The organism is Bradyrhizobium sp. 197 (assembly GCF_023073375.1).
Lineage (GTDB): Bacteria > Pseudomonadota > Alphaproteobacteria > Rhizobiales > Xanthobacteraceae > Bradyrhizobium.
In genome coordinates, this window is sequence record NZ_JADPJJ010000190.1 from 23,859 (window position 1) to 46,540 (window position 22,682).

22 protein-coding genes and 1 pseudogene are annotated in these 22,682 nt (G+C 62.5%); 8 read left to right on the forward strand and 15 right to left on the reverse strand.

Features of this window, described 5'->3' with window-relative positions:
• Positions 1-3 precede the first annotated feature (3 nt).
• Together IVB27_RS41570 and IVB27_RS41575 are read left to right on the forward strand one after the other, a co-directional pair.
• Positions 4-873: a fumarylacetoacetate hydrolase family protein gene (locus tag IVB27_RS41570; protein WP_247348127.1), complete on the forward strand. Its 870-nt coding sequence runs from the start codon at positions 4-6 to the stop codon at positions 871-873.
• Between the two features lie 34 nt (positions 874-907).
• Entirely contained in the window at positions 908-1,951 is a 1,044-nt protein-coding gene (locus IVB27_RS41575; RefSeq protein ID WP_247448295.1) for a uroporphyrinogen decarboxylase family protein, read from the forward strand.
• A gap of 180 nt (positions 1,952-2,131) precedes the next feature.
• On the opposite strand, the gene IVB27_RS41580 is transcribed toward IVB27_RS41575, so the two are convergent.
• The 7 genes and pseudogenes from IVB27_RS41580 to IVB27_RS41610 form a co-directional block, all read right to left on the reverse strand.
• Positions 2,132-2,521, reverse strand: coding sequence for a response regulator (locus IVB27_RS41580; RefSeq protein WP_247348131.1), 390 nt, complete (start codon positions 2,519-2,521; stop codon positions 2,132-2,134).
• A pseudogene (locus IVB27_RS43500) lies at positions 2,518-3,405 on the reverse strand (sensor histidine kinase); the annotation flags it as partial. The pseudogene IVB27_RS43500 and the gene IVB27_RS41580, both read right to left, overlap by 4 nt.
• Before the next feature lie 710 nt (positions 3,406-4,115).
• The gene (locus IVB27_RS41590; protein WP_247448296.1) at positions 4,116-5,309 is read right to left on the reverse strand and encodes an FIST signal transduction protein; all 1,194 of its coding nucleotides are present in this window, start codon (positions 5,307-5,309) and stop codon (positions 4,116-4,118) included.
• A 240-nt stretch (positions 5,310-5,549) separates the two neighbouring features.
• On the reverse strand, positions 5,550-5,897 hold the full coding sequence (locus IVB27_RS41595) for a response regulator (RefSeq protein ID WP_247448297.1): 348 nt from the start codon (positions 5,895-5,897) through the stop codon (positions 5,550-5,552).
• A gap of 107 nt (positions 5,898-6,004) precedes the next feature.
• A complete protein-coding gene (locus IVB27_RS41600) occupies positions 6,005-6,616 on the reverse strand; it encodes a response regulator transcription factor (RefSeq protein ID WP_247448298.1) in 612 nt (203 codons plus the stop codon).
• Positions 6,613-8,889 carry a sensor histidine kinase gene (locus IVB27_RS41605; RefSeq protein ID WP_247448299.1) on the reverse strand — a complete coding sequence of 759 codons (2,277 nt, stop codon included), beginning with the start codon at positions 8,887-8,889 and terminating at the stop codon, positions 6,613-6,615. The genes IVB27_RS41600 and IVB27_RS41605 overlap by 4 nt, the downstream gene beginning before the upstream one ends.
• A gap of 281 nt (positions 8,890-9,170) precedes the next feature.
• Positions 9,171-9,356, reverse strand: a complete 186-nt coding sequence (locus tag IVB27_RS41610) for a hypothetical protein (RefSeq protein WP_247448300.1) — start codon at positions 9,354-9,356, stop codon at positions 9,171-9,173.
• A gap of 160 nt (positions 9,357-9,516) precedes the next feature.
• On the opposite strand from IVB27_RS41610, the gene IVB27_RS41615 reads away from it, so the two are divergent.
• Positions 9,517-10,491: a helix-turn-helix transcriptional regulator gene (locus tag IVB27_RS41615; protein WP_247448301.1), complete on the forward strand. Its 975-nt coding sequence runs from the start codon at positions 9,517-9,519 to the stop codon at positions 10,489-10,491.
• A 123-nt stretch (positions 10,492-10,614) separates the two neighbouring features.
• Here the strand turns inward: IVB27_RS41615 and IVB27_RS41620 are convergent, their stop codons facing one another.
• Positions 10,615-11,502: a hypothetical protein gene (locus IVB27_RS41620; RefSeq protein WP_247448302.1), complete on the reverse strand. Its 888-nt coding sequence runs from the start codon at positions 11,500-11,502 to the stop codon at positions 10,615-10,617.
• A gap of 241 nt (positions 11,503-11,743) precedes the next feature.
• On the opposite strand from IVB27_RS41620, the gene IVB27_RS41625 reads away from it, so the two are divergent.
• Positions 11,744-12,931, forward strand: coding sequence for a CaiB/BaiF CoA transferase family protein (locus tag IVB27_RS41625; protein WP_247448303.1), 1,188 nt, complete (start codon positions 11,744-11,746; stop codon positions 12,929-12,931).
• A gap of 120 nt (positions 12,932-13,051) precedes the next feature.
• Here the strand turns inward: IVB27_RS41625 and IVB27_RS41630 are convergent, their stop codons facing one another.
• Positions 13,052-13,420 (reverse strand): hypothetical protein, encoded by a 369-nt coding sequence (locus tag IVB27_RS41630; RefSeq protein ID WP_247448304.1) that lies wholly within the window; start codon positions 13,418-13,420, stop codon positions 13,052-13,054.
• A 110-nt stretch (positions 13,421-13,530) separates the two neighbouring features.
• Entirely contained in the window at positions 13,531-13,986 is a 456-nt protein-coding gene (locus IVB27_RS41635; protein ID WP_247448305.1) for an Hsp20 family protein, read from the reverse strand.
• Positions 13,987-14,333: 347 nt separating this feature from the next.
• Between IVB27_RS41635 and IVB27_RS41640 the strand changes: the two genes are divergently transcribed.
• Together IVB27_RS41640 and IVB27_RS41645 are read left to right on the forward strand one after the other, a co-directional pair.
• Positions 14,334-14,558 carry a hypothetical protein gene (locus IVB27_RS41640; RefSeq protein ID WP_247448306.1) on the forward strand — a complete coding sequence of 75 codons (225 nt, stop codon included), beginning with the start codon at positions 14,334-14,336 and terminating at the stop codon, positions 14,556-14,558.
• Positions 14,555-14,734 carry a hypothetical protein gene (locus IVB27_RS41645; protein ID WP_247448307.1) on the forward strand — a complete coding sequence of 60 codons (180 nt, stop codon included), beginning with the start codon at positions 14,555-14,557 and terminating at the stop codon, positions 14,732-14,734. The genes IVB27_RS41640 and IVB27_RS41645 overlap by 4 nt, the downstream gene beginning before the upstream one ends.
• A 29-nt stretch (positions 14,735-14,763) precedes the next feature.
• Here the strand turns inward: IVB27_RS41645 and IVB27_RS41650 are convergent, their stop codons facing one another.
• The gene (locus tag IVB27_RS41650; protein WP_247448308.1) at positions 14,764-15,486 is read right to left on the reverse strand and encodes a DUF72 domain-containing protein; all 723 of its coding nucleotides are present in this window, start codon (positions 15,484-15,486) and stop codon (positions 14,764-14,766) included.
• A 128-nt stretch (positions 15,487-15,614) separates the two neighbouring features.
• Here IVB27_RS41650 and IVB27_RS41655 point away from each other — a divergent pair, with 128 nt between their 5' ends.
• Positions 15,615-15,830, forward strand: coding sequence for a hypothetical protein (locus tag IVB27_RS41655; protein ID WP_247448309.1), 216 nt, complete (start codon positions 15,615-15,617; stop codon positions 15,828-15,830).
• A gap of 6 nt (positions 15,831-15,836) precedes the next feature.
• Here IVB27_RS41655 and IVB27_RS41660 read toward each other — a convergent pair whose 3' ends face one another.
• The 4 genes from IVB27_RS41660 to IVB27_RS41675 form a co-directional block, all read right to left on the reverse strand.
• Entirely contained in the window at positions 15,837-17,006 is a 1,170-nt protein-coding gene (locus IVB27_RS41660; protein ID WP_247448310.1) for an amidohydrolase, read from the reverse strand.
• Between the two features lie 275 nt (positions 17,007-17,281).
• Positions 17,282-18,370 (reverse strand): mandelate racemase/muconate lactonizing enzyme family protein, encoded by a 1,089-nt coding sequence (locus IVB27_RS41665; RefSeq protein WP_247448311.1) that lies wholly within the window; start codon positions 18,368-18,370, stop codon positions 17,282-17,284.
• A gap of 74 nt (positions 18,371-18,444) precedes the next feature.
• Positions 18,445-19,638 (reverse strand): M20/M25/M40 family metallo-hydrolase, encoded by a 1,194-nt coding sequence (locus IVB27_RS41670; protein WP_247448312.1) that lies wholly within the window; start codon positions 19,636-19,638, stop codon positions 18,445-18,447.
• Positions 19,639-19,662: 24 nt separating this feature from the next.
• Positions 19,663-20,916 (reverse strand): MFS transporter, encoded by a 1,254-nt coding sequence (locus IVB27_RS41675; RefSeq protein ID WP_247448313.1) that lies wholly within the window; start codon positions 20,914-20,916, stop codon positions 19,663-19,665.
• Between the two features lie 190 nt (positions 20,917-21,106).
• Here IVB27_RS41675 and xylB point away from each other — a divergent pair, with 190 nt between their 5' ends.
• Positions 21,107-22,552 (forward strand): xylulokinase, encoded by a 1,446-nt coding sequence (gene xylB, locus IVB27_RS41680; protein ID WP_247448314.1) that lies wholly within the window; start codon positions 21,107-21,109, stop codon positions 22,550-22,552.
• The last annotated feature ends 130 nt before the right edge of the window (positions 22,553-22,682 follow it).

A 22,682-nucleotide genomic window follows, 5' to 3' on the forward strand; every position in this document is an offset into this window, starting at 1 on the left:
CCCATGAAAGTCGCAAGTTTCACGATCGCCGGCACCGCCAGCTACGGCATTGTCACCGACAAGGGCGTCATCGATGCCGGCAGGCGGCTGGCGGCATTTGCGACGCTGAAGACGCTGCTTGCGAAGGGCTCGCTCGGCGAACTGAAAAAGCTTGCCGGCGAGACGCCCGACTACGCGCTGAAGGATGTCGCACTGCTGCCGACCGTGCCCGATCCCGACAAGATATTCTGCATCGGCGTCAACTATGCCACCCATCTGGCCGAGAGCGGCCATCCTACCCCGCCACACCCGATGATCTTCACCCGCTTCGCCAACAGCCAGGTCGGGCATGGCCAGCCGATGATCCGGCCGCTGGAATCCGAGCGTTTTGATTATGAAGGCGAGATGGCGGTCGTCATCGGCAAGGCCGGTCGCCGCATCTCGCGCGAAGCCGCGCTTGGCCATGTCGCCGGCTATGCCTGCTACAATGACGGCAGCATCCGCGACTGGCAGCGCCACACCTCTCAATTCGCACCCGGCAAGAACTTTGCCGGCACCGGCGGCTTCGGGCCCTGGATGGTCACAACCGACGAATTGGCCGATGTCACCAAGCAGACACTGATCACGCGGCTGAACGGTATCGAGGTGCAGAAGGCCCCGATCTCCGATCTCGTCTTCGACGTTCCCGCCCTGATCGCCTACTGCTCGACCTTCACCGAACTCGCGCCGGGCGATGTCATTGTCACCGGCACGACCGGCGGCGTCGGCGCCTATCGCACCCCGCCGCTGTGGATGAAGGGCGGCGACGTCGTGGAGATCGAGATTTCTGGCATCGGCATCTTGCGCAATCCGGTCAAGGACGAGGTGCCGGCCACGGCGACGCGCGCGGCCTGACAGCCGCGCTCGGCAACATAAGAAGGAGAACCCCATGCCCTTGCCAACGCACATCTTGCCGACCACTGTGGTCGGCAGCTATCCGCAGCCGGAATGGCTGGTGAACCGCGCCATGCTGTCGAAGGTGGTGCCGCGCACTCGCCTGCACGACATGTGGCGGCTACCGGCGGAACATCTTGAGGAGGCGCAGGACGATGCGACCATCGTCGCGATCCGCGACATGGAGCGCGCCGGCATCGACATCGTGACCGATGGCGAAATCCGCCGCGAGAGCTACTCCAACCGCTTCGCCCCGGCGCTCGACGGTATCGACGGGGATAATCCCGCGATGATCACGGCACGCACTGGCAACACTCAGACCCCGGTGCCGCGCGTCGTCGGGCCGGTGAAACGCAAGGGACCGGTTGAGCTGCACGACATGCAGTTTCTGCGCAGGAATACCGATCGTGCAGCGAAGATCACCCTGCCGGGTCCGTTCACGATGAGCCAGCAGGCCAAGAACGAGTTTTACAAGGACGAGGAAGAGCTCGCGATGGCCTTGGCCGAGGCCGTCAATGCCGAGGCGCTCGATCTGCAAAGAGCAGGCGCTGATGTGATCCAGCTCGACGAGCCCTGGGTGCGCAACAATCCGGATCTCGCCAAGCGCTACGCGGTCAAGGCCATCAACCGTGCGCTGAAGGGCATCACGGTGCCGACCGTCGTGCATCTCTGCTTCGGCTACGCCGCAGTCGTGCCCGGCTCGAACAAGCCGGCCGGCTATTCCTTCCTCGCCGAGCTTGACGACACGACCGCCGACCAGATCTCGATCGAAGCCGCGCAGCCGAAGCTCGACCTCGGTGTGCTCAAGGACCTCTCGTCGAAGAAGATCATGCTCGGCGTGCTCGACCTCGCCGATCCCGCGATCGAGAGCGTCGATACCGTGGCCGATCGCATTCGCAACGGCCTGAAGTACGTATCGCCGGATCGCCTGGTTCCTGCGCCCGATTGCGGCATGAAATACATGCCGCGCGCAACTGCGTTCGGGAAGCTCAAGGCCATGTGCGATGCAGCAGCGATGGTCAGGCGAGAGCTAGGCTGAAAGGGCGCGCGTCAGAGTTAGTTAATGCGCCAAACCGCAACGACTTTGAAAAATCGGCAGAACGATGTGAATGTTGGAATGCGTCGTCAGGGACACTTCAGTTCGCGCCTCTTTCGAGCCGAGGGGCGGACTCAATTGATCCACCAACTGGCGGAGCAAGTGCGACCGAGCGAAATCAAACTACCGCCCAGAGGTCAAACGACAATCTATTTCGCTGCGGAGCGCAGAAAAATCAATTGGTTTCGTCAACAAGGTCTCTGCACCCGCTGCCATGGCTCTTCGTCGGGTGTCGCCATCACCGTAGGCAGTGATCATGATCACCGGGACATCCGGCCTTGACGCTTTCGCTTTGGGTAGAAGTTCAAGGCCGCTCATTCCGGGCATATTGACGTCCGACAAAATCAGGATCAAAGGCACGGTATTGGCATCACTGATTTTCTGAAGCGCGCTATCTCCCGAAGTAGCGAATTCCATTGTAAAGCGGCCGGAACGGATGTCGCGCCTGAATTGCTGGCGAAACAGGTCTTCGACGTCGGGTTCATCATCGACCACGAGTATAAGACAAGTCACGAATGAGTCTCAGCGTTGCTGGCATGGGCGGAGCGTGGAAGGACCACTCGAAATTCAGTGAACTGGCCGGCTTGAGTGTCGACCTCAATCGAGCCGGCGTGTTGCTTGACAACGATATCGTAGCTTAGCGAAAGCCCGAGACCGGTGCCTTCTCCGGGCGGCTTGGTCGTGAAGAATGGGTTGAACATTTTCTCCATCACTTCGGACGGAATTCCCGAGCCATTGTCGCGAATTCGAATTTCGACGCGGTTCCCCAGATTTCTGGTTGCTGCAGTAAGCTGAGGCTCGTAATCATCGCGGCCATCGTCTGCCTTACGTTTCCTCGCAGCATAAAATCCGTTGTTGATCAGGTTCAGTAGCACGCGGGTGATCTCCTGGGGTACCAGCTCGGCCTCTCCTGCGCCGGGATCGAATTTCTGGTCGAGCCTGATATAAAACCCCTGCTCCTCGGCCCGGGCACCGTGATAGGCAAGGTTGAGACTCTCCTCAACCAGGGTATTGATATCAACCGCGCGCCGCTCACCTGAATCATCGCGCGAGTGCATCAGCATATTCTTGACGATCGAGTCTGCGCGCTTGCCGTGCCGCACCACCTTTTCGAGGTTACTTTTAAGAAGCCTTGCGATTTCATCCGTTTCCTGGCGCATCATATCGTTCAATGGCGCTGGTTTGAGAACCTCGCCCAGTTCGTCGACCAACCCCTGCGAGAGTGCGGAAAAATTATTGATAAAATTGAGCGGGTTCTTGATTTCGTGGGCGATGCCGGCGGTGAGTTGGCCTAGCGAAGCGAGCTTTTCGGTTTGGATTAGCCGATCCTGCGCGGCGCGCAGTTCGTCTAGCGAGTGCGACAGCTCCCGCGTTCGTTCACGGACTTTTTCTTCGAGAGACTGCCGCTCCCGATCAAGCGCCTGGTAGAAGCTCGCGTTGTTGATCGCGGTAGAAGTCTGGCTAACTAAGTTGGCCAGCTCGAGCAGGACCTCGCCGTCTTGGACGACCCGGCGCTGGTAATGCGCCTGCGCCGCTGTATTTCCCGCGACTAGCAGGCGGATGGGGTTGTTCGGTTCCCCGCCCAAAGGCGAGACGATGTACTCGTCCATACCGAAGAGACGCCGCAGCGACGTCAGCTCGCTGCGGCGGCAATCGGGCAAACACAGTACCCGCTCCACACCGTCATCAAGTGGTGCGAGCGCCAGCGAGGCGGCGGGGAGAACCAGCCTGGCAATGCTGGGACTCTCGGCGTCGTCATAGTATCCATCCATCGTCTCGATGGAGAACACGTTCGCGCCGGGCTGCTTAAAAAGAATGAGGCAGCGCTCGAAGTTGAGTTCGTATAAAGCGAATTCTGAGGCAAGCTGCAGGATCGTGGCGAGGTCGACGGTTGTATTGAATTTCTTACCAAGTTCGTAGAGCTGACGATACGCGCTCATCTGGCCGTCGAGATGCTCTTGGACTTCGTAGAGCTGACTCTCAGTCGTCACCAGGCGCTTGACCTCGTCCGAGAGGCGCTGGTTTTCAACGCGAAGGCGGTCGATCTCGCTCATGCTACCGATCTTTCCACAGGACGCGGAGTATAGCGGTGCTGACATTGGCTAACTCAGTAAACTGCTAATACTACGGCGGTGTAGTTGTGGAAATAGTCGCGCCCTCCTATCGGCCCAATTTCTCCATAGGTGTAGAGGCCTATCCATGGAACCGTGGGCCCAATTTTTTGCTGAAGCTTTTCCAGTATTTGGCTTTTTTGCTGGTCGCGGAAAACGGCTTTGCCGCGGCCTATGCAGTCGAACTGAAACACCATCTTCGGTGCGTTATTGCCTAATGTTGACTTGATTTCTTCGCCAATGCGGTCGACGCCGGCCGATATCTTCTCGTGGTCGCGCCGGCTCATCCAGATGCTCGTACCTTCTTCGACCTCGGTCGGAATTGTGATTGACCCCGCCTTGTCATCCTTTGTCGGCATGAAGCGGATCAAATAGTCGTCGTACCCCTTGATCTGTTCGGGCGCCTTGAATGCCATGCAGAGACTGAGGACCGCCTTGCTCCAATTGTCGATTTCGTCACCGACCAGATATTCCTTGAGCACATCGAGGACCGGCATGCCGTCGATCTCGTAAATGACGTTGCCGGAGCAGCGGGTCACCTTGCGTTCGCCGCCGATCGGAAGGCAGCCGTGGTTAACCGCCCAGGCAAGCCGAGCTGATCCGGACAGCAGAATGCAGGCGATACCATCGGATGTGATTTGATCGTCGCAATATTGATAGGTTTGTTTGAATTCCATGTTGTCGGCCGACGTACCCCCAAACAGGGGCAGGTGACGATCAAGCTGCAATTCACTCTTGAGGCCTGCGGCGAATCGGTCAAAATTCAGGGTCAGCCCGTCGCCAAGCATGATCAACCCAAGCGTGTCAGGCTGCATCTCGCAAGCCAGGCTCTGAGCGATGGTCCTTCCCGCGGCTTCCGAATCCGCCTTGAGGCCGGAGGCGATTGCGTTCTTGAATTTCAATTCATCGGAGCTGATGGTCATCACGGCCACCGAGAAGTTCGACTCGTCGGCTTCGACACCTGCGATGACTCCCCCGCCAGACCCGCCGGCGAGCGGAGCACCACCGGTGGCTACGCGAACGGCGTCCAGGAGTGCGCGCTGTTCATATCCGACGGAAGCAAACATAAAGACGAAGTCGGGCCGGTCGATCCCGGCCGCCGTCAATGCTCTCTCGGCGGCCTCGCGCCCGGCCACCTTCGGATTTCGATGATGACTCATCCCAACACCGGCATTCGTACCCATCGGCATGACCTTTCATCGCGAGCGAACCGGACGCCTGTCCCCAGCAGATTTGCTTAGCTCTATGAGAGATTGCCGATAGGGCGACGACAACAGCGGCAAAGAACGATGAGCACGGCATCCTCAGGCTAGTCGGGGAACCAACGGCTGCCTATGCTAATCCGGCAAAACGCACGCCTTGCCTCATTTGAGAACGTAGCACCGTACACCTTTTGTTGCCATGGTCGCCGACCGGCTCCGGACAGAAGCTTACCTCTTGGTGTTCGTCGCAGTTTCGATGGCGACCAGCAGCGATGCAGGTTGCAGCGGCTTGGTAAGGAAAGCCGCGCAGCCGGCCGCTTCGCAGCGTTCGCGGGCGCTGGTCTCGTTGTGAGCCGTGATGACGATGGTGGGAATCCGGATCCCTGAGCGAGTGAGTTGGTGCTGAAGCTCGAGGCCGCTCATTTCGGGCATCTGCAGATCGACGATCAGGCACACTGGCAGTCCGAGCGGCAGCCCGGCCAGAAAGCCCCGGGCCGAGGTGTATGTCCTGACCTCGAGCGCGCGTGCCCTCAACAAGCGCTCGAGAGCCCTCAGAACGAAGGGGTCGTCATCCACAATCGCGATGCAGCCCGAGTTGTCTCCCATGGTGACACTATCGGCGTCAGGGTTGTGGCCTGTCGAGTTGGCCCTTGGACCAACATTGCCTGGAATTCCACTCGGCACTAGATCCGCGCTTTTTCCGCCAACCTTACGAGGTCCGCCACCGAGCGCACCCCGAGTTTCATCATCACCCGCCCGCGGTGCACCTTGATCGTCTTCTCCGCAGTACCCAGGTTCCCCGCGATCTGCTTGTTGAGGCGGCCGGCGACCACCTGGGTCAGAACTTCGCGCTCCCGCGGTGTCAGCATCGCGAGCCGTACCTTGATCTCGCCGATCTCAGCAATAGCGACGCGGGTCGCCGCATCCTCTTTCCCGGCTCGTGCAATCGCGGCCAACAGTTCTGTTTCCTTGACAGGCTTGGTCAGGAAGTCGATCGCACCGGCACGCATGGCGCGGACGCTGGTCGGGATGTCGCCCTTTCCGGTCAGGAAGATGATTGGCCTTTGCGAACCTGCTGCAGTCAAGGTCTGCTGCAACTCTAGCCCATTCAACCCCGGCATCGACACATCGAGTATGGCACAACCAGGCACCGATCCATCGTGTTCGGCTAGAAACATCGGCGCAGACGTGAATGCCTTGACGTCGAAGTTTCGCGCCCGTAACAGCCGCGACAACGCATTCAGCACCCTCGTGTCATCATCAACAACGAAAATTGTGAACGTCGGATCTTTCATTGGGCCTCCGCAAGGACTTCTTGCGTCGGCAACAATATAGTCGCGACGACGCCACCAGTACGGTCGTTAGCCACGGCAATCTTGCCTCCATGCGCTTCAATGATGGTGGAGCAGATCGTCAGTCCAAGTCCAAGGCCATGGGTCTTGGTCGTGAAGAACGGTTCGAACAATCGGTCTGCCTGGGCAACCTCGATCCCTGGTCCTCGATCTCTGACAAAAACCTCAACGCATCCCTGCGTTGCTCGGCTGGAGATCGTGATCGTCCGCGTCCCCGCGGTCGAAGCCATCGCGTCCATCGCGTTCACGAGGAGGTTTAGCAGAACCTGTTGCAATTGGACGGCATCGCCGAAGAGCTGCGGCAAAGCTGCCGCAAGATCCATGTTGACCATAATGCGGCGGTCGATCATTTCGCTCCGAAGCAACGCGACCGTCTGATCGATCAGTGCGTTCATACTGACAGACTCCAGCACCGTCTCGCCTTTTTTCAGCAGGCTGCGCAGACGATGAATGACTTCGCCAGCCCGGTTAACATCTTGCACAATATCCTGCAGCGCGTCTCGAACCTCCGCGATGTTGGGGGGATCGTCAGCCAGCAGATAGAGCGCAGCCTGCGCGTTCGACAAGATCGCAGTGAGTGGCTGGTTGACCTCGTGGGCGATCGCACCGGAGAGCTCACCCAGAACGGAAACCCTCATTAAATGCGTAACTTCCTGTCGCTGCAACTCCGCTTCGGACTCGACGGCCTTCTGTTCGGTGACATCAACGAAGATTCCGCTAAATCGGTTCGGAGCTCCGTGATCGTCGGGGCGCACACGCGTCCGGATGCTGATCCAGCGCACCTGACCTTCCATTAGTATCCGAACTTGCGTTACGGCAGGTTCGCCGGCATTCCTGATTTGCCGGATCGCGGCGAGTGCGACATCGCGGTCGTCAGGGTGTATGATTTCCAAAAACGTATCGCGGGTAAGCGGCCGGTCACCCGCGAGCCCGAACATTGCTCGGCAATGCTCAGTGGCCCACATTCCGTTCGTTGTTCGGTCAAACTGCCATAGACCGACATTTACCGAAGCCGCGGTGAAGCTCATTCGCTCCTCGCTTTCCTTGAGCGACATCTCCGCTTGATAGCGCCGGCGTCGCTGGAACAGCAATGCGGTGACGAAGGATGCCTGCAGTCCGACAATCAAGGTCGTGCTCAGTACGAGGTAGCGATGCTCACTCCAGAGAGTCGGCTGCTTGAAGAGTACAACGCTGCCAAGCGGAAGGTCACTTTCTTTGAGGCCCCACTGCGTCATAGCCCGCGCATCAGTCCGGAATGCGGGCTTCGGATTCGATTTGGGAGGAACCTTCGTGACCTCGGTACCTGAAAGTATCTCAAGGGCCATGTCAGCGGCAGTTATGCCCAGAGACTCAAATGTGTCTGTGTATCCTCCAACGATGCCGGCGCCGATATAAGTATCGAAGATCCCATAGACTGGGGCGGCGGAAGCTTTCGCCACCGCCGCAGCCACGTCTCTTGGGATGAAGCGTTTGCCTTCGCGATCTGCAAAAAAGGTAAGCATCATGACAATGCTGTCACTTGGCAGCCGTGAAACGTCGCGCAGCAATTCCGCATGAGTGAGGTTAGACCAGTAGACCACCTCAAGCCCGGCATTCTGCCTTTCAATCGCAGTGCGTGCGATTTCACGCCAGCGGAGATCGACGACATCGGTCCCGCTAATCACAACCAGGCGGCGTGCTTTGGGCTGAAGCCGTTCTGCAAGCTCGAGTGTCTTTTCAGGGTAGGAGTTATTGATCACGCCGGTGATGTCCGGCGGCAACTGCAGCGCTTCGTAGGTCGACCGGGTGACATCGGAAAATACGACGGGAACACCCGGGCCGATTACGTCACGATACTTGAGGATAAAAGGTATCGCCGAGACGCCGATTACGAACAGAAGGTCGAAATGGACGCCAGCGTATTTCTCGCGAAGGAAATTGGCCATTCGTGAGGCGTGCGCCTCATCCGGACGTCGGGCCAAATCCAGATATTCGGCGTCGATTTCAAGCCCCTCGGGAGATCGTTCCAGCCAACGCTTTCGAACCGCATCCGAAACCAGTGCGGTAGCCGGGAACGTATAATTGTATGCGTGGAGAACTAAAACCCGTCGCGACGCATCTTCAGCGTGAGATTGAGCGATGAAAACCCAAGGCGTGAAAAGAATCAGCAGAAATGCACCACGCAAAAGACGCGCGTACCTAGCAGCCGGCCAACCAACACGATCGCAGGCTTTCACGAAGCTCGTCCATTCGAAACCCGGACGAGAATAGAGCATTCATTCGGGAGCTGTCGAGTGGTGAACTCGGCTTTGGGCGGTGGTGGGACTAAGCCGCATCGGACCACAGATCGGTTTTCATGCGCGCCCACGTCCTCCGCCGCACGGCCACGTGGGACCTTGGTCCAATTTAGCGGGGCGGTTTCGCCGAATACCTTCCTCAGCTGGATACCTTCGCTGCGGCGCGGCTGCAGAGCCGTTCTGGAGCGGGGGCGAAGATCAGAACCCCACTCTCAGCCCCATCAATTCACGTTCCGCGCGACCAAACGCTTCATCCTTGCGAGCCTGCGATAGCAATGCGCCAAGTGTGTTATCTCAAGTCGTTTTTGTCCGGCCGGCAGAGCGACAGCCGCTTCGGTCAGTGCGTCGGCGAGTTCGTCGCACTCGTCCGCTGTCATGTTGATCGGCTGCTCTGGCTCGGTGCCCATCGATCATCCTCGAACCTTCGGACCTTAAGCGACAGGGGCTGGCAAATCTATTCGTCGCCCCCGGCCGGATTCACTTAATTCGGAGCCCGCCGCCGAGCCCCAACCGCCAACCGTCCGATGGAAACACACAACACGTGTGCCGAAAACTGCGGAGGAGAAGATGGATCGGAGTGCGACGCTCAGCTTTGAAGACCCACTTTGCTACCAGGCGGCGATCACCACTGCGGATCTTGAGGTGCTACCGACGTCAGGCTGTTCGTTCAAGGCAGAATTGACCAAGGTCCGCTTGGGTGAGCTATTGCTGCAACGCTTCTTCCATAATCTACCCACGCTCAACACCGGCGTTATCAAGCCCGGACGCAGCGTATTTACGTTCCTGACGTCATCGTCGCCAGCTAGTATGCGACACTGCGGAATGGACGTTTTGTCTGGAGACATCATCGCCAATGACGGCGACGAGATACACCAGCAGACCGAGGCCGAGTTTCGTCTGGGATCGATATCTCTCGCGATCGTCCAACTCGATGCCGCTTGCCAAGCCATAGCCGGTTGCGAGTTTTTTTCGAACTCAGCGCAGAAGCAGCTTATTCGGCCGGATGCTGCTATGATGTCGCGGCTGTTGAACCTGCATGAGGTAGTGGGCCAAATCGCAGCAAACGCGCCTGAGATTCTTGTCGTGAACGAGGCAGCGCGCTCCTTGGAGAACCAGTTCATCCATCTACTGGTCAGGTGTCTGACGGAGAGCGCATCTAGTCGATCCATTAACTGCGGCCTGCGGCAGGCTCGGATAATCGCAAAATTCCATGAATATCTTGAAGCTAACCCGAACGTGCCGCTTTATTTGGAAGACATATGCGGAGCGATCGGAGCGGCGGAACGCAGCCTTCGCGCCGCCTGCGAAACACACCTCGGCATGGGTCCTATCCGTTATCTTGCACTGAGGAGAATGCACCTTGTTCGCCGGGCGCTCTCGCAAGCCGATTGTTCCACCACAACCGTGACGAGAATTGCCATGGAGCACGGGTTCTGGGAGCTGGGGCGCTTCTCAGGGAGTTACCGCGCGATGTTTGGGGAAACGCCTTCGGCTACATTGTTCCGACCGCCGCACGACCGACCTGCGGATGGCCTGATGTAGCGCGAGCGCCGAGTTGAAGCCGGCCAAATCCACCAGACTTAGCACTCTAGCTACGCCGTCGGTCCACTTCCGGTCTGGCCCTGAACGGACCCTTCAGCCGCTTCCACCCCAACCAGCGCCCGCCTATCCCTCGTATTGGTCCGGCCCCATCGCCCAGAGCGATTGATCGTGACCGGATGCGTAATTGCGATTGTTCAGCGCCGGATTGCGATTGACCATCGGCCGCATGAACATCGGGTGAGTGGCGCTGCGCACCTCGTGCTCGACCGTGAACAGGGGCTTGCCGCCGTCGAGATCGACGATGTCGCAGAACCGGTACTGATATTGATTGTCCTCGCGCGAGATCAAATTGCGCGCCAACAGCCTGCGGTAAGGGCCGGAGAAGTCGGTGATGTACATCTGCACATGGTGGCCGTCGTAGTCGCCTTGCGGCCGATCGGTCTCGCGGAACAACAGATGCTGGTCGCGGCCCGTCTTCACGGCGGCGACCGTGCCGTCGCCGTTCCACAAGGCGGAAGGCATGCCCATGATTTCAGGGTAGAAGGCGCAGATACGCGCTGCCGAACCCACCGGCACGTCGAACTCGACATAGGGAATGCCGAGCGCGATGCGGCCGAAGCGCGCGGCGTCGGGCTCGTAACAGCGCAGGCGGTTGCCCCACGGACAAATCGCTTCGACATGGTCGTTGCGCTCGGCGAAGGCGAACGCCGTGCCCTCGAGCTTTTGGGCGACCGACGCCAATCGCGCCAGCAGCGCCTCGCGGCCCGCGATCACCAGTCCGACATGACCGCGCAGCACCTGCGGCCTCCCGCTCGGCAAGTGGAATTGGCTCCGCCCGGCGTTGATCCACATGTTGGTGTCGGACACCATCAGGTAGGGATCGCGGGTGAGCCCGAGACCCGTGACGTAGAACAGGTTGGCGAGCCCTTGATCCGGGACCTGGATGTTGACGTGCTCGAGATGGATCGCGTTGCCGAGATCTTCTGCGGATCGATCGAATTGTTGCGGCATGGATGGGGCTCTCGCTGGGGGACGGACGGGTCATACTAAAGCGTTTTCAAGCGAAGTGGACACCGGTTCGCGCAAAGAAAACGCGTCAAAATGAGAATCTAGAGCGCACAATTTCCGCCAGCCGAAACGGCGAACCGATGACATCTTGAGGGCTGGGCATGACGTCCGTTGCGACCTTGCCGTGGCGGCCAGTCCCTGTAATCTGACCAAAACCTGAGGCAAGAACACCGGGAAGGAACGAATGCGGGGAGTTTTGGCGGGCGTACGCGTTCTCGATTTCGGGCGCTATATCGCAGGGCCTTATTGCGCGACCTTGCTGGCCGAATTCGGCGCCGAGGTCATTCGCGTGGAGAAGCGCGACGGCAGCGAGGATCGCTTCGTGGCGCCGGTGGGAGAGGGTGGCGAAGGCGCGCTGTTTCTTCAGGTCAATCGCAACAAGAAGTGCCTCACGCTCGATCCGATGAAGCCGGAAGGGCAGGAGGTGATGCGCCGCCTGGTGGCGACCGCGGACGTGGTCGTCGCCAATCTGCCGCCGCAGACCCTGCGCGCGATGAAGCTCGACTACGGCTCGCTCAAGGCGATCAAGCCGGACATCATCCTGACGACGGCAACCGCGTTCGGCGGGCCGGGGCCCTGGTCCGACCGCGTCGGCTTCGACGGTGTCGGGCAAGTCATGTCGGGTTCGGTGTACATGACGGGCGCCGGTGATCCGCCTTACCGGGCCGCGGTCAACTGGGTCGATTTCGGAACGGCGCTGCATTGCGCGTTCGGGACGCTCGCTGCGCTGATCGAGCGTGGCAAATCCGGGCGCGGGCAGATCGTCGAGGGCGCGCTGCTTGCAACCGCTTTGTCCTTCACCAATGCCACGCTGATCGAGCAGGCCGTTATCAACGTCAATCGCGTGCCGACAGGCAATCTCGGCCAGACCGCAGCGCCAGCCGACATCTATCGCACCAGCGACGGCTGGGTGTTGTGCCAGGTCACGGGGCATCCGCTGTTCAAACGCTGGGCCAGGCTGATGGGCGAGGAGGAGTTGTGGCTGAACGATCCGCGCTTTGCCGACGACATCAGCCGCGGCAACAACGGCCCCGTCATCAGCGAGCGGATGGCGCGCTGGTGCGCCGAGCGCACCACGCGGGAGGCCGCCGACACCCTGGGCAAGGCGATGATTCCGACCGGCCCAGTGCTGAGCCCGCAACAGGCGCTGGATCATCCGCACATCCGCGCCGCCGGCTTTATGCAGGACGTCGATTATCCCGGTCTGCCGAAGCCCGCACCGGTGACACGCGCCGCCGTCCGCCTGTCGGAAACGCCCGGTGAAATCGCAATGCGCGCGCCGACGCTCGGCGAGCATACCGATCTTATCCTGACCGAGCTCGGCTACGACAAGGCCGCGATCGCGGCACTCCGGCAAGGCGGCATCGTCTAGCGAGGGAGGCTGGCCGAGCACATCCGGCAATCGCTCATCGGCCCTGTGCGATTGCCGGGAGCTTGGCTGCGGTGTGGTCAACGGGTTGTTTGGAGGAAACGTCGGCGGACGCCGGAGGCGCTACGCGCAGAGATCGATGGCAGCGCGACCATCAGGTGGTCGGCCGTCACCGTCGGCTTCCGCATCAGATGCGGGACGCCGCAGCCGCATCGAGGCGCCGCCGGGGGGCGGCGGGTCGTCGTCGTCATCCAGCCTGCGCAGCGCGGCGAGGATGTCCGCGAGCCGGATGGTCTGGTCCAGGCCGGGAATCTCGCGCAACGCGGGATGGGATTCGACCGCGTACATGTCCGACGCCCACGACGACAGGATGATCCGCTTCTCCGGGGTCGAGAGGCCGCGGTCGTCGAGGACGGCGCTCGGAGATGCATAATGTGCGGCGGGATGAAACAGCGGGTTGAGACCGCCGGTGGTCGCATTGGCATTGGTCATGGTTGTCTCCCTCTACACTCCTTCCGAAGGGATGGTTCTTGATCGGCGGACGGCGACCCGGTCGCCATCCGCCATGCTGGTTGCGGCAGTGCCGAACGAGCGGGACGAGGCTAAGCCGCCTTCCTCTGCTCGATCTGCGGTGACGAAGCGCCCGCGATCTGGATCCGGCGTGGCTTCATCGCGTCCGGAATCTCGCGCACCAGGTCGATGATCAACAGGCCGTCCTCAAAGGCAGCCTGCTTGACCTGGACGTAGTCGGCGAGATTGAACACGCGGCGGAACGGGCGTGCCGCGATACCCTGGTAGAGGTATTCGCGTGCAGCGCTGTCGGGCTTCCTGCCCTCGATGGTAAGGGCGTTCTGTTCGGCGGTCACCGTGATGTCGTTGACGCTGAAGCCCGCCACCGCCAGCGTGATGCGGTAGTGGTCTTCGCCGGACCGCTCAATATTGTAGGGGGGGTAGTTGTCCTCGCTCGCTTGGCGCAGCGTGCTGTCGACGAGGTCGGCCAGGTGGTCGAAGCCAATGGTGGAGCGCCACAGGGGCGCGAAGTCAAAGGTGGTCCTCATACCAAGTCCTCCAAAGAGCAAGATGGATACGAAGGAGCGCAAGACAGGGAATCGGACCAGGTCCGAACACCCCGACCGGCGCCCGCGCCGGACCCGATCGGGCATCCGGCACGCCGCTCTCGCGGCGAAAAACGAAATAGAGCGGCGCAAGGACGTTGCAAGAGGTGAGCAAAATTTTTTTTCGACTCACATCGCCGGCGGCCGGCCGATCCCTCCAAAAGCGCCGGCAAGCGGCGAGGAATCGCCTTGACAAGGAAAGCAGCCTGAATATTTTTTCGCCAGGAAGATTGCTCTTCCGACACCGCTAAATCGATAAGGACCGTGAACGACCGTCTGGAGTGACGACGATGCTCGATCAAGATCTGGCCCGCCTCCGTGCGCACCGAAACAATCTCTCCCGCTACCGGCGCTTGCTGAAGACCAAGCTGTCGGACATCGAACGCCGGTTTGTCGAACGACGCCTCGCCGAGGAGCAGACCGCGCTCGAGGCCCTTGCCGCCGATGTCTTCCCCATTGCGTTCACCCTTCCGAACCAGCCGCCGGCTTCCGCCGCGCAGGGAGCGGAACGATGAGCGACGTCCGCGACCTCCTCATCCGCGGCAGCGAGAAGGTGATCCGGCACTATCGGCTGCTGCTGGCCGGCGCCAAAACCGAGAGCGAACGCGAGTTCTACCGTAGCAGTATCCAGCGCGAGCAGCGCCTGCTCGACGAGCTGCAGGGCGGGTTGCCGGATCGATCGGCGGCATGACCGCGGCTTCGCCGAGCCTTGTCCGTGCGTTACAGCATTTGCTTCAATGTCTGTGCATCGGCCGGTGCCGCGCTCTTCTGGTCGTTGTCGAAGTAGACAAAGACGTCGCAGCCCTGCCGCTTCCAGGACTTGATGCGCCGCGCCCATTGCGCCAGCGTGGTTTTCGTATAGTGCCCGTGATAGCGCCCGCTTGGCCCGTGTCCGCGCACATAGACGAAATCCGCCGTGCGCTTCCATGGTGCCGGCGCGTCGTGATGGTCGGACAAACATAGCGAGATGTTCTCGTCGGCCAGCATCCTGAGAATGCGCGGCTGATACCAGCTCGGATGACGGAATTCGAAGCTGTACCGCCGCTTTCTCGACAACAGCTTGAAGAAGGCGGCGAGGCGGTCCGCGTTGACCTCGAATTGCGGCGGGAGCTGGAACAGGATCGGGCCGGCCTTGCCGCCGAGCCGCGAGATACGATCCTCCAGCAGCTCGAGGCTGTTAACGGAGCGGCCCGACAGGCGCTTCCAGTGCGTGATGAATTTCGACGCCTTCCAGGCGAACACGAAATCGCGCCCGGTCTGCGCCCGCCAAGCCTCGACGGCTTCCGGCGTCGGGGTGCGGTAGAACACCCCGTTCAGCTCGGTGGTGTCGAACTGTCCGGCGTAATAGCGTAGCTGCTCCTTCAACGTCACGCCCTCCGGAAAGAACGGCCCACGCCAGGAGGCGTAATGCCAGCCGGAAGTTCCGATCAGAACGCGCGCCATTTCCCTGCCATCCGTTTGCCAACCTCGGACGCGGCACGCTCGATTGGCCGGAGCCGCGCCGGCCGAAAGGGAACGCCCGTGCGGCCGATACGTTGCTCGTGAGCTTGACCAACGCAGGACCGGAACCGATGTACGCACTGTTCGAAGGTAGCAAGCAGATCGGCGACCCATTCCCCTCCGAGAAGGAGGTGTGGGAAGCCGCATTGATCGAAGGGCTGGTGACCGACGTTCCCGTCGCGGGCGAGGAGGGCGGCAGGCTTCTGCCTGCCGGTTATCACGTCGCGCGCATCGAGGAGACGTTCGAGCCGAAGCCGGGCTGGAAGCTGCCGCGCGAGATCTCTTGAGCGGGCCTAGTTTGACGCCAGCGCCGACTTGTCCGAGGCCAGCGCCGACTTGGCGACTTCCGCCATCCAGCTCGATGCCACCGGCAGGATCGCGTCGTTGAAATCATAGCGCGGGCCGTGCAGCTCGGCGCCGTCGCGTAAAGCCCCGTTGCCGATCCAGACGAAGGCGCCGGGCCGATGCTGGAGGTAGAAGGCGAAATCCTCGCCGGCCATGCTGGGTGCGAGATCGCGCCGCAGCTCGGCCTGCACCTTCTCCGCGGCGAGGCGCGCGAGGCCCGCCTCCGTCGGCGTGTTGATCACGACGCCGACACCCATGACGATCTCGGGCGTCACCTTGACGCCAAAACTCGTCGCGATGCCGGCGCAGATCGCTTCGATCCGCGCCACGATGGTGTCTTTCACCGCGTCGCGATGATAGCGCAGCGTTCCGCCGATCATGACGCGCCCCGCGATCTGATTGCGCACCGTGCCGCCTTCGATCGTGCACAGCGAGAGCACGGCGGTGTCGAGCGGATCGACGCTGCGCGATACGATCGATTGCAGCGCCACGATCAAATGGCCCGCCGCCATCACCGGGTCGCGCGTCAGATGCGGCATGCCGGCATGTCCGGCATGGCCGTCGATCGTGATGCTGACGCGTCCGCCGGAGGCCATGACGACGCCGTCATGGACCGCGATGGTGCCGGCGGCAAGGCCCGGCCAGTTGTGAAAGCCGAACACCCGTTCCATCGGAAAGCGGTCGAACAGCCCGGCCGCGACCATCGCGCGCGAGCCGCCAAAACCTTCTTCCGCCGGCTGGAAGATGAAGTCGACCGTGCCGCTCCAGCTGGTGTCGGCGGCGAGCAGCGCGGCGGCGCCGAGCAGCGATGCGGTATGCCCGTCATGGCCGCAGGCATGCATCACGCCGGGATTTTTCGAGCCGTAGGGCAGGCCCGTGTCTTCGGTGATCGGCAGCGCATCCATGTCGGCGCGCAGGCCGACGCGGCTCTGCGCGTGGCCACGCGTCAAGGTCGCGACGATGCCGTGGCCGCCGATGCCTGACACGAAGGGAATGCCGAGCTCGGTGAGCTTGTCCTGCACAAAGGCGGCGGTGCCCTTCTCCTGGAGGGACAGTTCGGGATGCGCATGCAAATGCTGGCGCCACGCGGTCAGTTTCTGGTGCAGTTCGGGTGTCAAGGCAGGCGTCTCTCGGATTGTGTGTCGGCGTCGACACCATAGCCGAATAACCGCAGCTTGCATCAAGCGTCAGCGAATGCCTCGCGTGCAGCAACGTGTTCGGCAGTTGCTGGGGGGAGAGCGACCGCGCCGCGCGCTCCACTTCACCTCTCCCGCTTGCGGGAGAGGCCGGGAGAGGGCTCGATCGTCATTGGGGGTCTCACTGCGGAGACACCCTCTCCCCAACCCTCTCCCGCAAGCGGGAGAGGGCGCGCACCGGCGGCCGCGGATCCGCGCTACGCCGCCAGCTTCGCCAGCCCGCTCCAGTCGAAGCTGATGCCGTGGCCCATACGGTCCGGCGCGAGCGCAAGCCCGTCCTGAAGCACCAGCGGATGCTCGATATATTTGTCGAGCCCAAAGCCGTGCGCCTCCAGATACGATCGGTTCGGGCAGGCCGCGAGCAGGTGCACGGTGATGTCGTGCGCGCCGTGGCTGGTGACGGGCAGGTTGAACGCTTCCGCCAGCCGCGCGATCTTCATAAACGCACTCACGCCGCCGCAATTGGTGACGTCAGGCTCGGGATAGGACACCGCGCCTGCGACGATGTAGTTCTTGAACTCCCACAGCGAGCGCAAATTCTCGCCGGCCGCGATCGGCACGCCGCCGGCCTGCATGATCCGCGCATGTCCCGCGACATCGTCGGGGATGATCGGCTCCTCGAGCCAGGTGAGGTCATGGGGAACAAACGCACGGGCGGCGCGGATCGCTTCCTCGACCGTCCATTTCATGTTGGCGTCCGCCATCAGCGGAAAGCCGTCGCCGAGATGCTGTCGCATCGCGGAGACCTTCGCGACGTCGGTTTTGAGATCAGGCCGGCCGACCTTCATCTTGATGGCGCGAAAGCCCTTGGCGAGATTGCCGTCGGTCTGCTTCAGCAGCGCCTCGACGGAGAGATCGAGGTCGATGCCCCCTGCGTAACAGGGCACACGCGCATCAAAACCGCCGAGCAGGCGGAACAGCGGCAATTTCGCGCGCCGCGCCTTCAAGTCCCACAGCGCGATGTCGAGCGCGGAGAGTGCCAGCACCGCCGGCCCGCCGCGCCCGCCATAATGCAGGCCCCACCAGACCTGATGCCAGATCGCTTCGGTATCATCGGCCTCGCGCCCCTCGACGAGCGGCGGGATCTCGCGCTTGAGAATGTCGGCGACCGCGCCGCCATTGCGCCCGACTGTGTAGGTGTAGCCGACGCCCTCGGCGCCATCGGCATCGCGGATGCGGCAGGTGATCAGCTCGAACGCCGCGATCTCGCCATGGGTCGAGTCGGAGAGCGTGACGGGAAGGGGGATCCGGTAGAACCCGGTCTCGATGGTCGAAATGCGCGGCATGATTTGTCCCTGCGTTTTCTTTGCAGGCTAGGCTGGCATGCACGGCCCGGCAAGCGCGCGCCGTGCAAGGCAGCTCACCGCATCGTTGCGAGCTGCAACGCCAGCGCGCAGGCGCGGTCGTATTCGTCGAGATTGATCCATTCGTCGATCGTGTGCGCCTCGTTCTGCCCGGCGCCAAAGGTCACCGTCGGAACGCCGTGGCGGACCATCCAGTTGGCGTCCAGGCCGCCATTGGCGGCGCGCACGTTCGGAGTTCCGCCCACCGCAGACACCGCCTCGATCGCGCGTTTCACCACCGGCAGGTTCTCCTTCATGCGGAACGGATAATAGTCGGTTTCGGCCTTGAATTTGACCTTGCCGGCTTTTCCTTGCGCGTTGGTGACGCGCTTGGCCGCCTTCTCGAACGCAGCCTTGTAGGCCTTGGTGATCTCCTTGAAGAACTTTCCGTCGTGGCTGCGGCTTTCGCCGCGCACATGCACGTAGTCGGTGACGACGTTGGTGGCATCGCCCGCTGGCCGTCCCTCGCCGCCGGTGACGGGGCCGACATTGCTGGTGCCTTGCTGCTTGCGTTTGACCACCCTGCCGAACCAGCCGCCGGCCTTCACATCAGCCAGCGCCAACGCGAGGATCATGGTCGAGGAGATGCCGCGCTCCGGCGCGACGCCGGCATGCGAGGCGCGGCCGAAGATCTCCACGGTCCAGCGATCGGCTCCGACGGCGCCGATGACGACGTTGGAGGCCGAGCCGCCGTCATAGTTGAACGCCATCACCGGCGAGCCGAGCTCGTCGAGCTTGACGTGGCGCGCGCCATAGAGCCCGCTCTCCTCGCGCACGCAGAACAGAAGCGTGATCGGCGGATGATCGAGATTCTGCTTTTCGAGCTCGGCAGCCAGCGTCACCAGCACGCCGCAGCCGCAGCGGTTGTCGCCGCCGAGCGCGGTCTTGGCATCATTTACGATCTTGCGCTTCGCGAGCTTCGGCTTGGCGCCGGCGCACAGCGGCACGGTGTCCATGTGGGTCATGAACATGATGCGCGGCTGGTTGTGCAGCGCGCCCCGGCCGGGCAGGTCGACGATGAGGTTGCCGGTCTCGGTCGGCACCGGAATGCGCGTATTGGCGTCGTCGAGCCGGATCGCCTTCGCCGGCACGCCGCTCTCCTTCAGCGCGGCCGTGAGCTCCCGCCCGATCGCCGCCTCCTGCCCGGTGACGCCTTCGACGGCGAGGAAGCGCATGAGGCGGTCGGTGGCGGCTTTGGCGTCGACAGACATGAGATGTCCCCTTGATGCAGAGCCTTACTCTATCGCCGGTCTTGGCGAGGTATAGACCAAAAAGATCAGCGCGCCGATGCCGAGCATGGCAGCCATGAACAGCAGCACCGCCGGCAGCCCCGCGAAGGCCGCGACCGCGCCGGTGATCGACTGCATCAGCGCCGCGCCGAGGAAGAAGGCGAGGTTGATCGCCGCAAGCGCCTTGCCCGCAACTTGGGCGTCGACCAGCTGACGCGACATGCCGAACAGCAGCGGCTGCGCGGAGGTGGCGAGCCCGATGAGCACGAACAGCACGAGGTCGTATTGCGGCGGCATCACGGGCACACCACACAGCACGGAGACTGCGTAGTTTGGCGCCCCTAACGCCATCAGCGTCAGCAGCAAGGCACCGGCCAGGTGCGTTCCGGCCACCAGCGCGCGGCGGCGGCCGATCCTGCGGTCGATCATGCCGATGAGAAGCGGGCCAGCAATCATCGCCAGCGTGAACGCGCCGAGCTGGTTGCCGGCCTCGACCCGCGACAATCCCTTGACCTGCATCAGCCACGGCCCGCCCCACAGGCCGCGCAGCACCAGCGAGGTCGCAAGCGACACCAGCGCCAGCGCGATCAGGCCGCGCAAGGGCCGCGAAAGTCCCAGCCTGAGCACCTCGATCATCTGCGACAGCGGCGAGGATTCATCCTTGTGCTCGGCCGGCTGGCTCGGCACCAGCATGAACACGGCAAACGCGACCACGACGCCGCCGATTGCCGAGATCCAGAACCCGGCGCGCCAGCCGTAGGTGTCGACCACGAAGGCGAGCGGGCTCGACGACAACAGCATGCCGATATTGCCGATCGAGAGGATCGCGCCCGACCACAGCCCGAACCGCGCTGCCGACAATTGCTTGGCGGCCAGCGTCATCGGGCACATCAGCATGCCCGAGGTGGCGATGCCCAGCAGCACCTGCCCGACCGCGAAGCTTTCGGGTCCGGTCGCGAACCCCGACGCGATGGCGCCGACCACGGTTCCGGCGAGCAGGCTCAGCGACACCGGCCGGACGCCAAAGCGGTCCATCGCCGCGCCGACCGGGATCTGCGCCGCCGCAAACGCGAACGGGTAGACCGAGGTGAGGCTCGCCAGCGCCTGTGGTTCGATGCCGAAATCCGCTGCCATCAGGTCGAGGCTGACCGCCGGAATGGTGCGCAGCAAGGTCGAGAGCATGTGCCCGCAGGCCAGCGCGAGCAATGCAAGGATCAGCGCGCGGGTGGCTCCCGCGTCGTCGGTGGCGGCGATGGTCATGGGCATTGCGTCCCGAGAAGGTTTCGGGTGGGGGTTACATGATTGGCGGGTGCATGCCAACATCGGGAACGCCATGCCCGCAATGTCATGGAAGTGCAAGATCCTGGAAGTGCAAGATCCTGGAAGTGCAAGATCCTGGACAACGCAAGATCCTGGACGCGCAAGGCAAACGCGCAAGGCAAGTGGCATCATGTATCTCGGGATCGATCTCGGCACCTCTGCCGTCAAAATCGTTCTGGTCGACGACGCGCAGCGCGTGGTGGCGAGCCGCAGCCGGTCGCTGACGGTCAGCTCGCCGCATCCCGGCCATAGCGAGCAGGACCCGGCGCGGTGGATCGAGGCCATTTTCGCGACGCTGGATGCGCTGAAGGTGGATCACGCGCGCGAATTGGCCGGCGTCGAGGGTATCGGCCTGTCGGGCCAGATGCACGGCGCAACGCTGCTCGACGCCGGCCTCGTGCCGTTGCGGCCCTGCATTCTCTGGAATGACGGACGGTCTGTCGCGGAATGCGTCGAGCTGGAGCGGCGCTGGCCCGCCTTGCTGACGACGACAGGCAACAAGGCGATGCCGGGATTCACCGCGCCAAAACTGCTATGGGTCGCCAGACACGAACCGGAGATTTTCGCCGCCACCAGGCTCGTGCTGCAACCAAAGGCCTATCTGCGCCTGGTGCTGACGGGCGAAGCGATCGAGGATGTCTCGGACGCCTCGGGTTCGCTGTGGCTCGATGTTATCAGCCGCGATTGGTCGGATGAGGGGCTCGCCGCGTCCGCTCTGTCGCGCCGGCAGATGCCGCGTCTGGTCGAGGGCTGCGCGCCGTCGGCACGGCTGCGGAGCGAGATGGCGCAGCGCTGGGGCATGACCGGGCGGCCGATGATCGCCGGCGGGGCCGGCGACAATCCTGCGGGAGCCGTCGGCATCGGCGCCATCAATCCCGGCGCGGCCTTCATTTCGCTCGGAACCTCCGGCGCATTGCTGGTGCCGACCGACACGATCGCGGCCAACCCGGAGCGGGTCGTGCACACCTTCTGTCACGCCGTCCCCGACAGATGGATTCAAGCCGGCGCGATCCTCTCGGCGGCATCGTGCCTGGCCTGGATCGCGCGGTTGTTGGGGACCTCCGAGGCCGACCTGCTGGCGCCGCTCGGGTTGCACCCAAAGGCGCCGTCGTCCGTCAGCTTCCTGCCGTACCTCTCCGGCGAACGCACCCCGCATGATGACCCGGATGTGCGCGGCATGCTCGACGGGCTCAGTCACGCCACCGATCGTGACGCCATCGTGCAAGCCGTGCTGGAAGGCGTCGCCTTCGCGCTTGCGGATTGCCGGGACGTGCTTGCCGAGACCGGATTGGTGATCGCTGAGGCCGATGTCATCGGCGGTGGCTCGCGGTCGCGGTTCTGGCTGTCGGTGCTGGCCAATGTCCTGAACGTCCCCGTGCATCGCTTTGCCGACGGCGAGACCGGGGCGGCGTTTGGTGCGGCGCGGCTCGGCCGCCTCGCCGTCACCGGGGAGGCGATCGATACCGTCTGCACCGCGCCACGGCGCGTCGAGACGTTTGAGCCCGATCGCGCACTTGCGCAGGCCTATGCCGAGCGGCTCCCGGAATGGCGCCGCCTGTACCGGCCGCGGCGCTGATCGCGCTCCAGATGGTGCGCGACGATGTGGCGAAGAAAAGGCATTGCGTTCGAGATCGGTTCCGCCCGGAAAAGATAAAAGCGGCGCCGGACCGTTCGTCGGCACGCGGGAGCTATTGCCCTGCGCCGCG

Coding starts and splice junctions, on each gene's coding strand:
- IVB27_RS41570 (WP_247348127.1), top strand. CDS start 4: ATGAAAGTCGCAAGTTTCACGATCGCCGGCACCGCCAGCTACGGCATT.
- IVB27_RS41575 (WP_247448295.1), top strand. CDS start 908: ATGCCCTTGCCAACGCACATCTTGCCGACCACTGTGGTCGGCAGCTAT.
- IVB27_RS41590 (WP_247448296.1), bottom strand. CDS start 5,309: ATGCCGATGGGTACGAATGCCGGTGTTGGGATGAGTCATCATCGAAAT.
- IVB27_RS41600 (WP_247448298.1), bottom strand. CDS start 6,616: ATGAAAGATCCGACGTTCACAATTTTCGTTGTTGATGATGACACGAGG.
- IVB27_RS41610 (WP_247448300.1), bottom strand. CDS start 9,356: ATGGGCACCGAGCCAGAGCAGCCGATCAACATGACAGCGGACGAGTGC.
- IVB27_RS41615 (WP_247448301.1), top strand. CDS start 9,517: ATGGATCGGAGTGCGACGCTCAGCTTTGAAGACCCACTTTGCTACCAG.
- IVB27_RS41620 (WP_247448302.1), bottom strand. CDS start 11,502: ATGCCGCAACAATTCGATCGATCCGCAGAAGATCTCGGCAACGCGATC.
- IVB27_RS41625 (WP_247448303.1), top strand. CDS start 11,744: ATGCGGGGAGTTTTGGCGGGCGTACGCGTTCTCGATTTCGGGCGCTAT.
- IVB27_RS41630 (WP_247448304.1), bottom strand. CDS start 13,420: ATGACCAATGCCAATGCGACCACCGGCGGTCTCAACCCGCTGTTTCAT.
- IVB27_RS41635 (WP_247448305.1), bottom strand. CDS start 13,986: ATGAGGACCACCTTTGACTTCGCGCCCCTGTGGCGCTCCACCATTGGC.
- IVB27_RS41640 (WP_247448306.1), top strand. CDS start 14,334: ATGCTCGATCAAGATCTGGCCCGCCTCCGTGCGCACCGAAACAATCTC.
- IVB27_RS41645 (WP_247448307.1), top strand. CDS start 14,555: ATGAGCGACGTCCGCGACCTCCTCATCCGCGGCAGCGAGAAGGTGATC.
- IVB27_RS41650 (WP_247448308.1), bottom strand. CDS start 15,486: ATGGCGCGCGTTCTGATCGGAACTTCCGGCTGGCATTACGCCTCCTGG.
- IVB27_RS41655 (WP_247448309.1), top strand. CDS start 15,615: ATGTACGCACTGTTCGAAGGTAGCAAGCAGATCGGCGACCCATTCCCC.
- IVB27_RS41665 (WP_247448311.1), bottom strand. CDS start 18,370: ATGCCGCGCATTTCGACCATCGAGACCGGGTTCTACCGGATCCCCCTT.
- IVB27_RS41670 (WP_247448312.1), bottom strand. CDS start 19,638: ATGTCTGTCGACGCCAAAGCCGCCACCGACCGCCTCATGCGCTTCCTC.
- IVB27_RS41675 (WP_247448313.1), bottom strand. CDS start 20,916: ATGACCATCGCCGCCACCGACGACGCGGGAGCCACCCGCGCGCTGATC.
- xylB (WP_247448314.1), top strand. CDS start 21,107: ATGTATCTCGGGATCGATCTCGGCACCTCTGCCGTCAAAATCGTTCTG.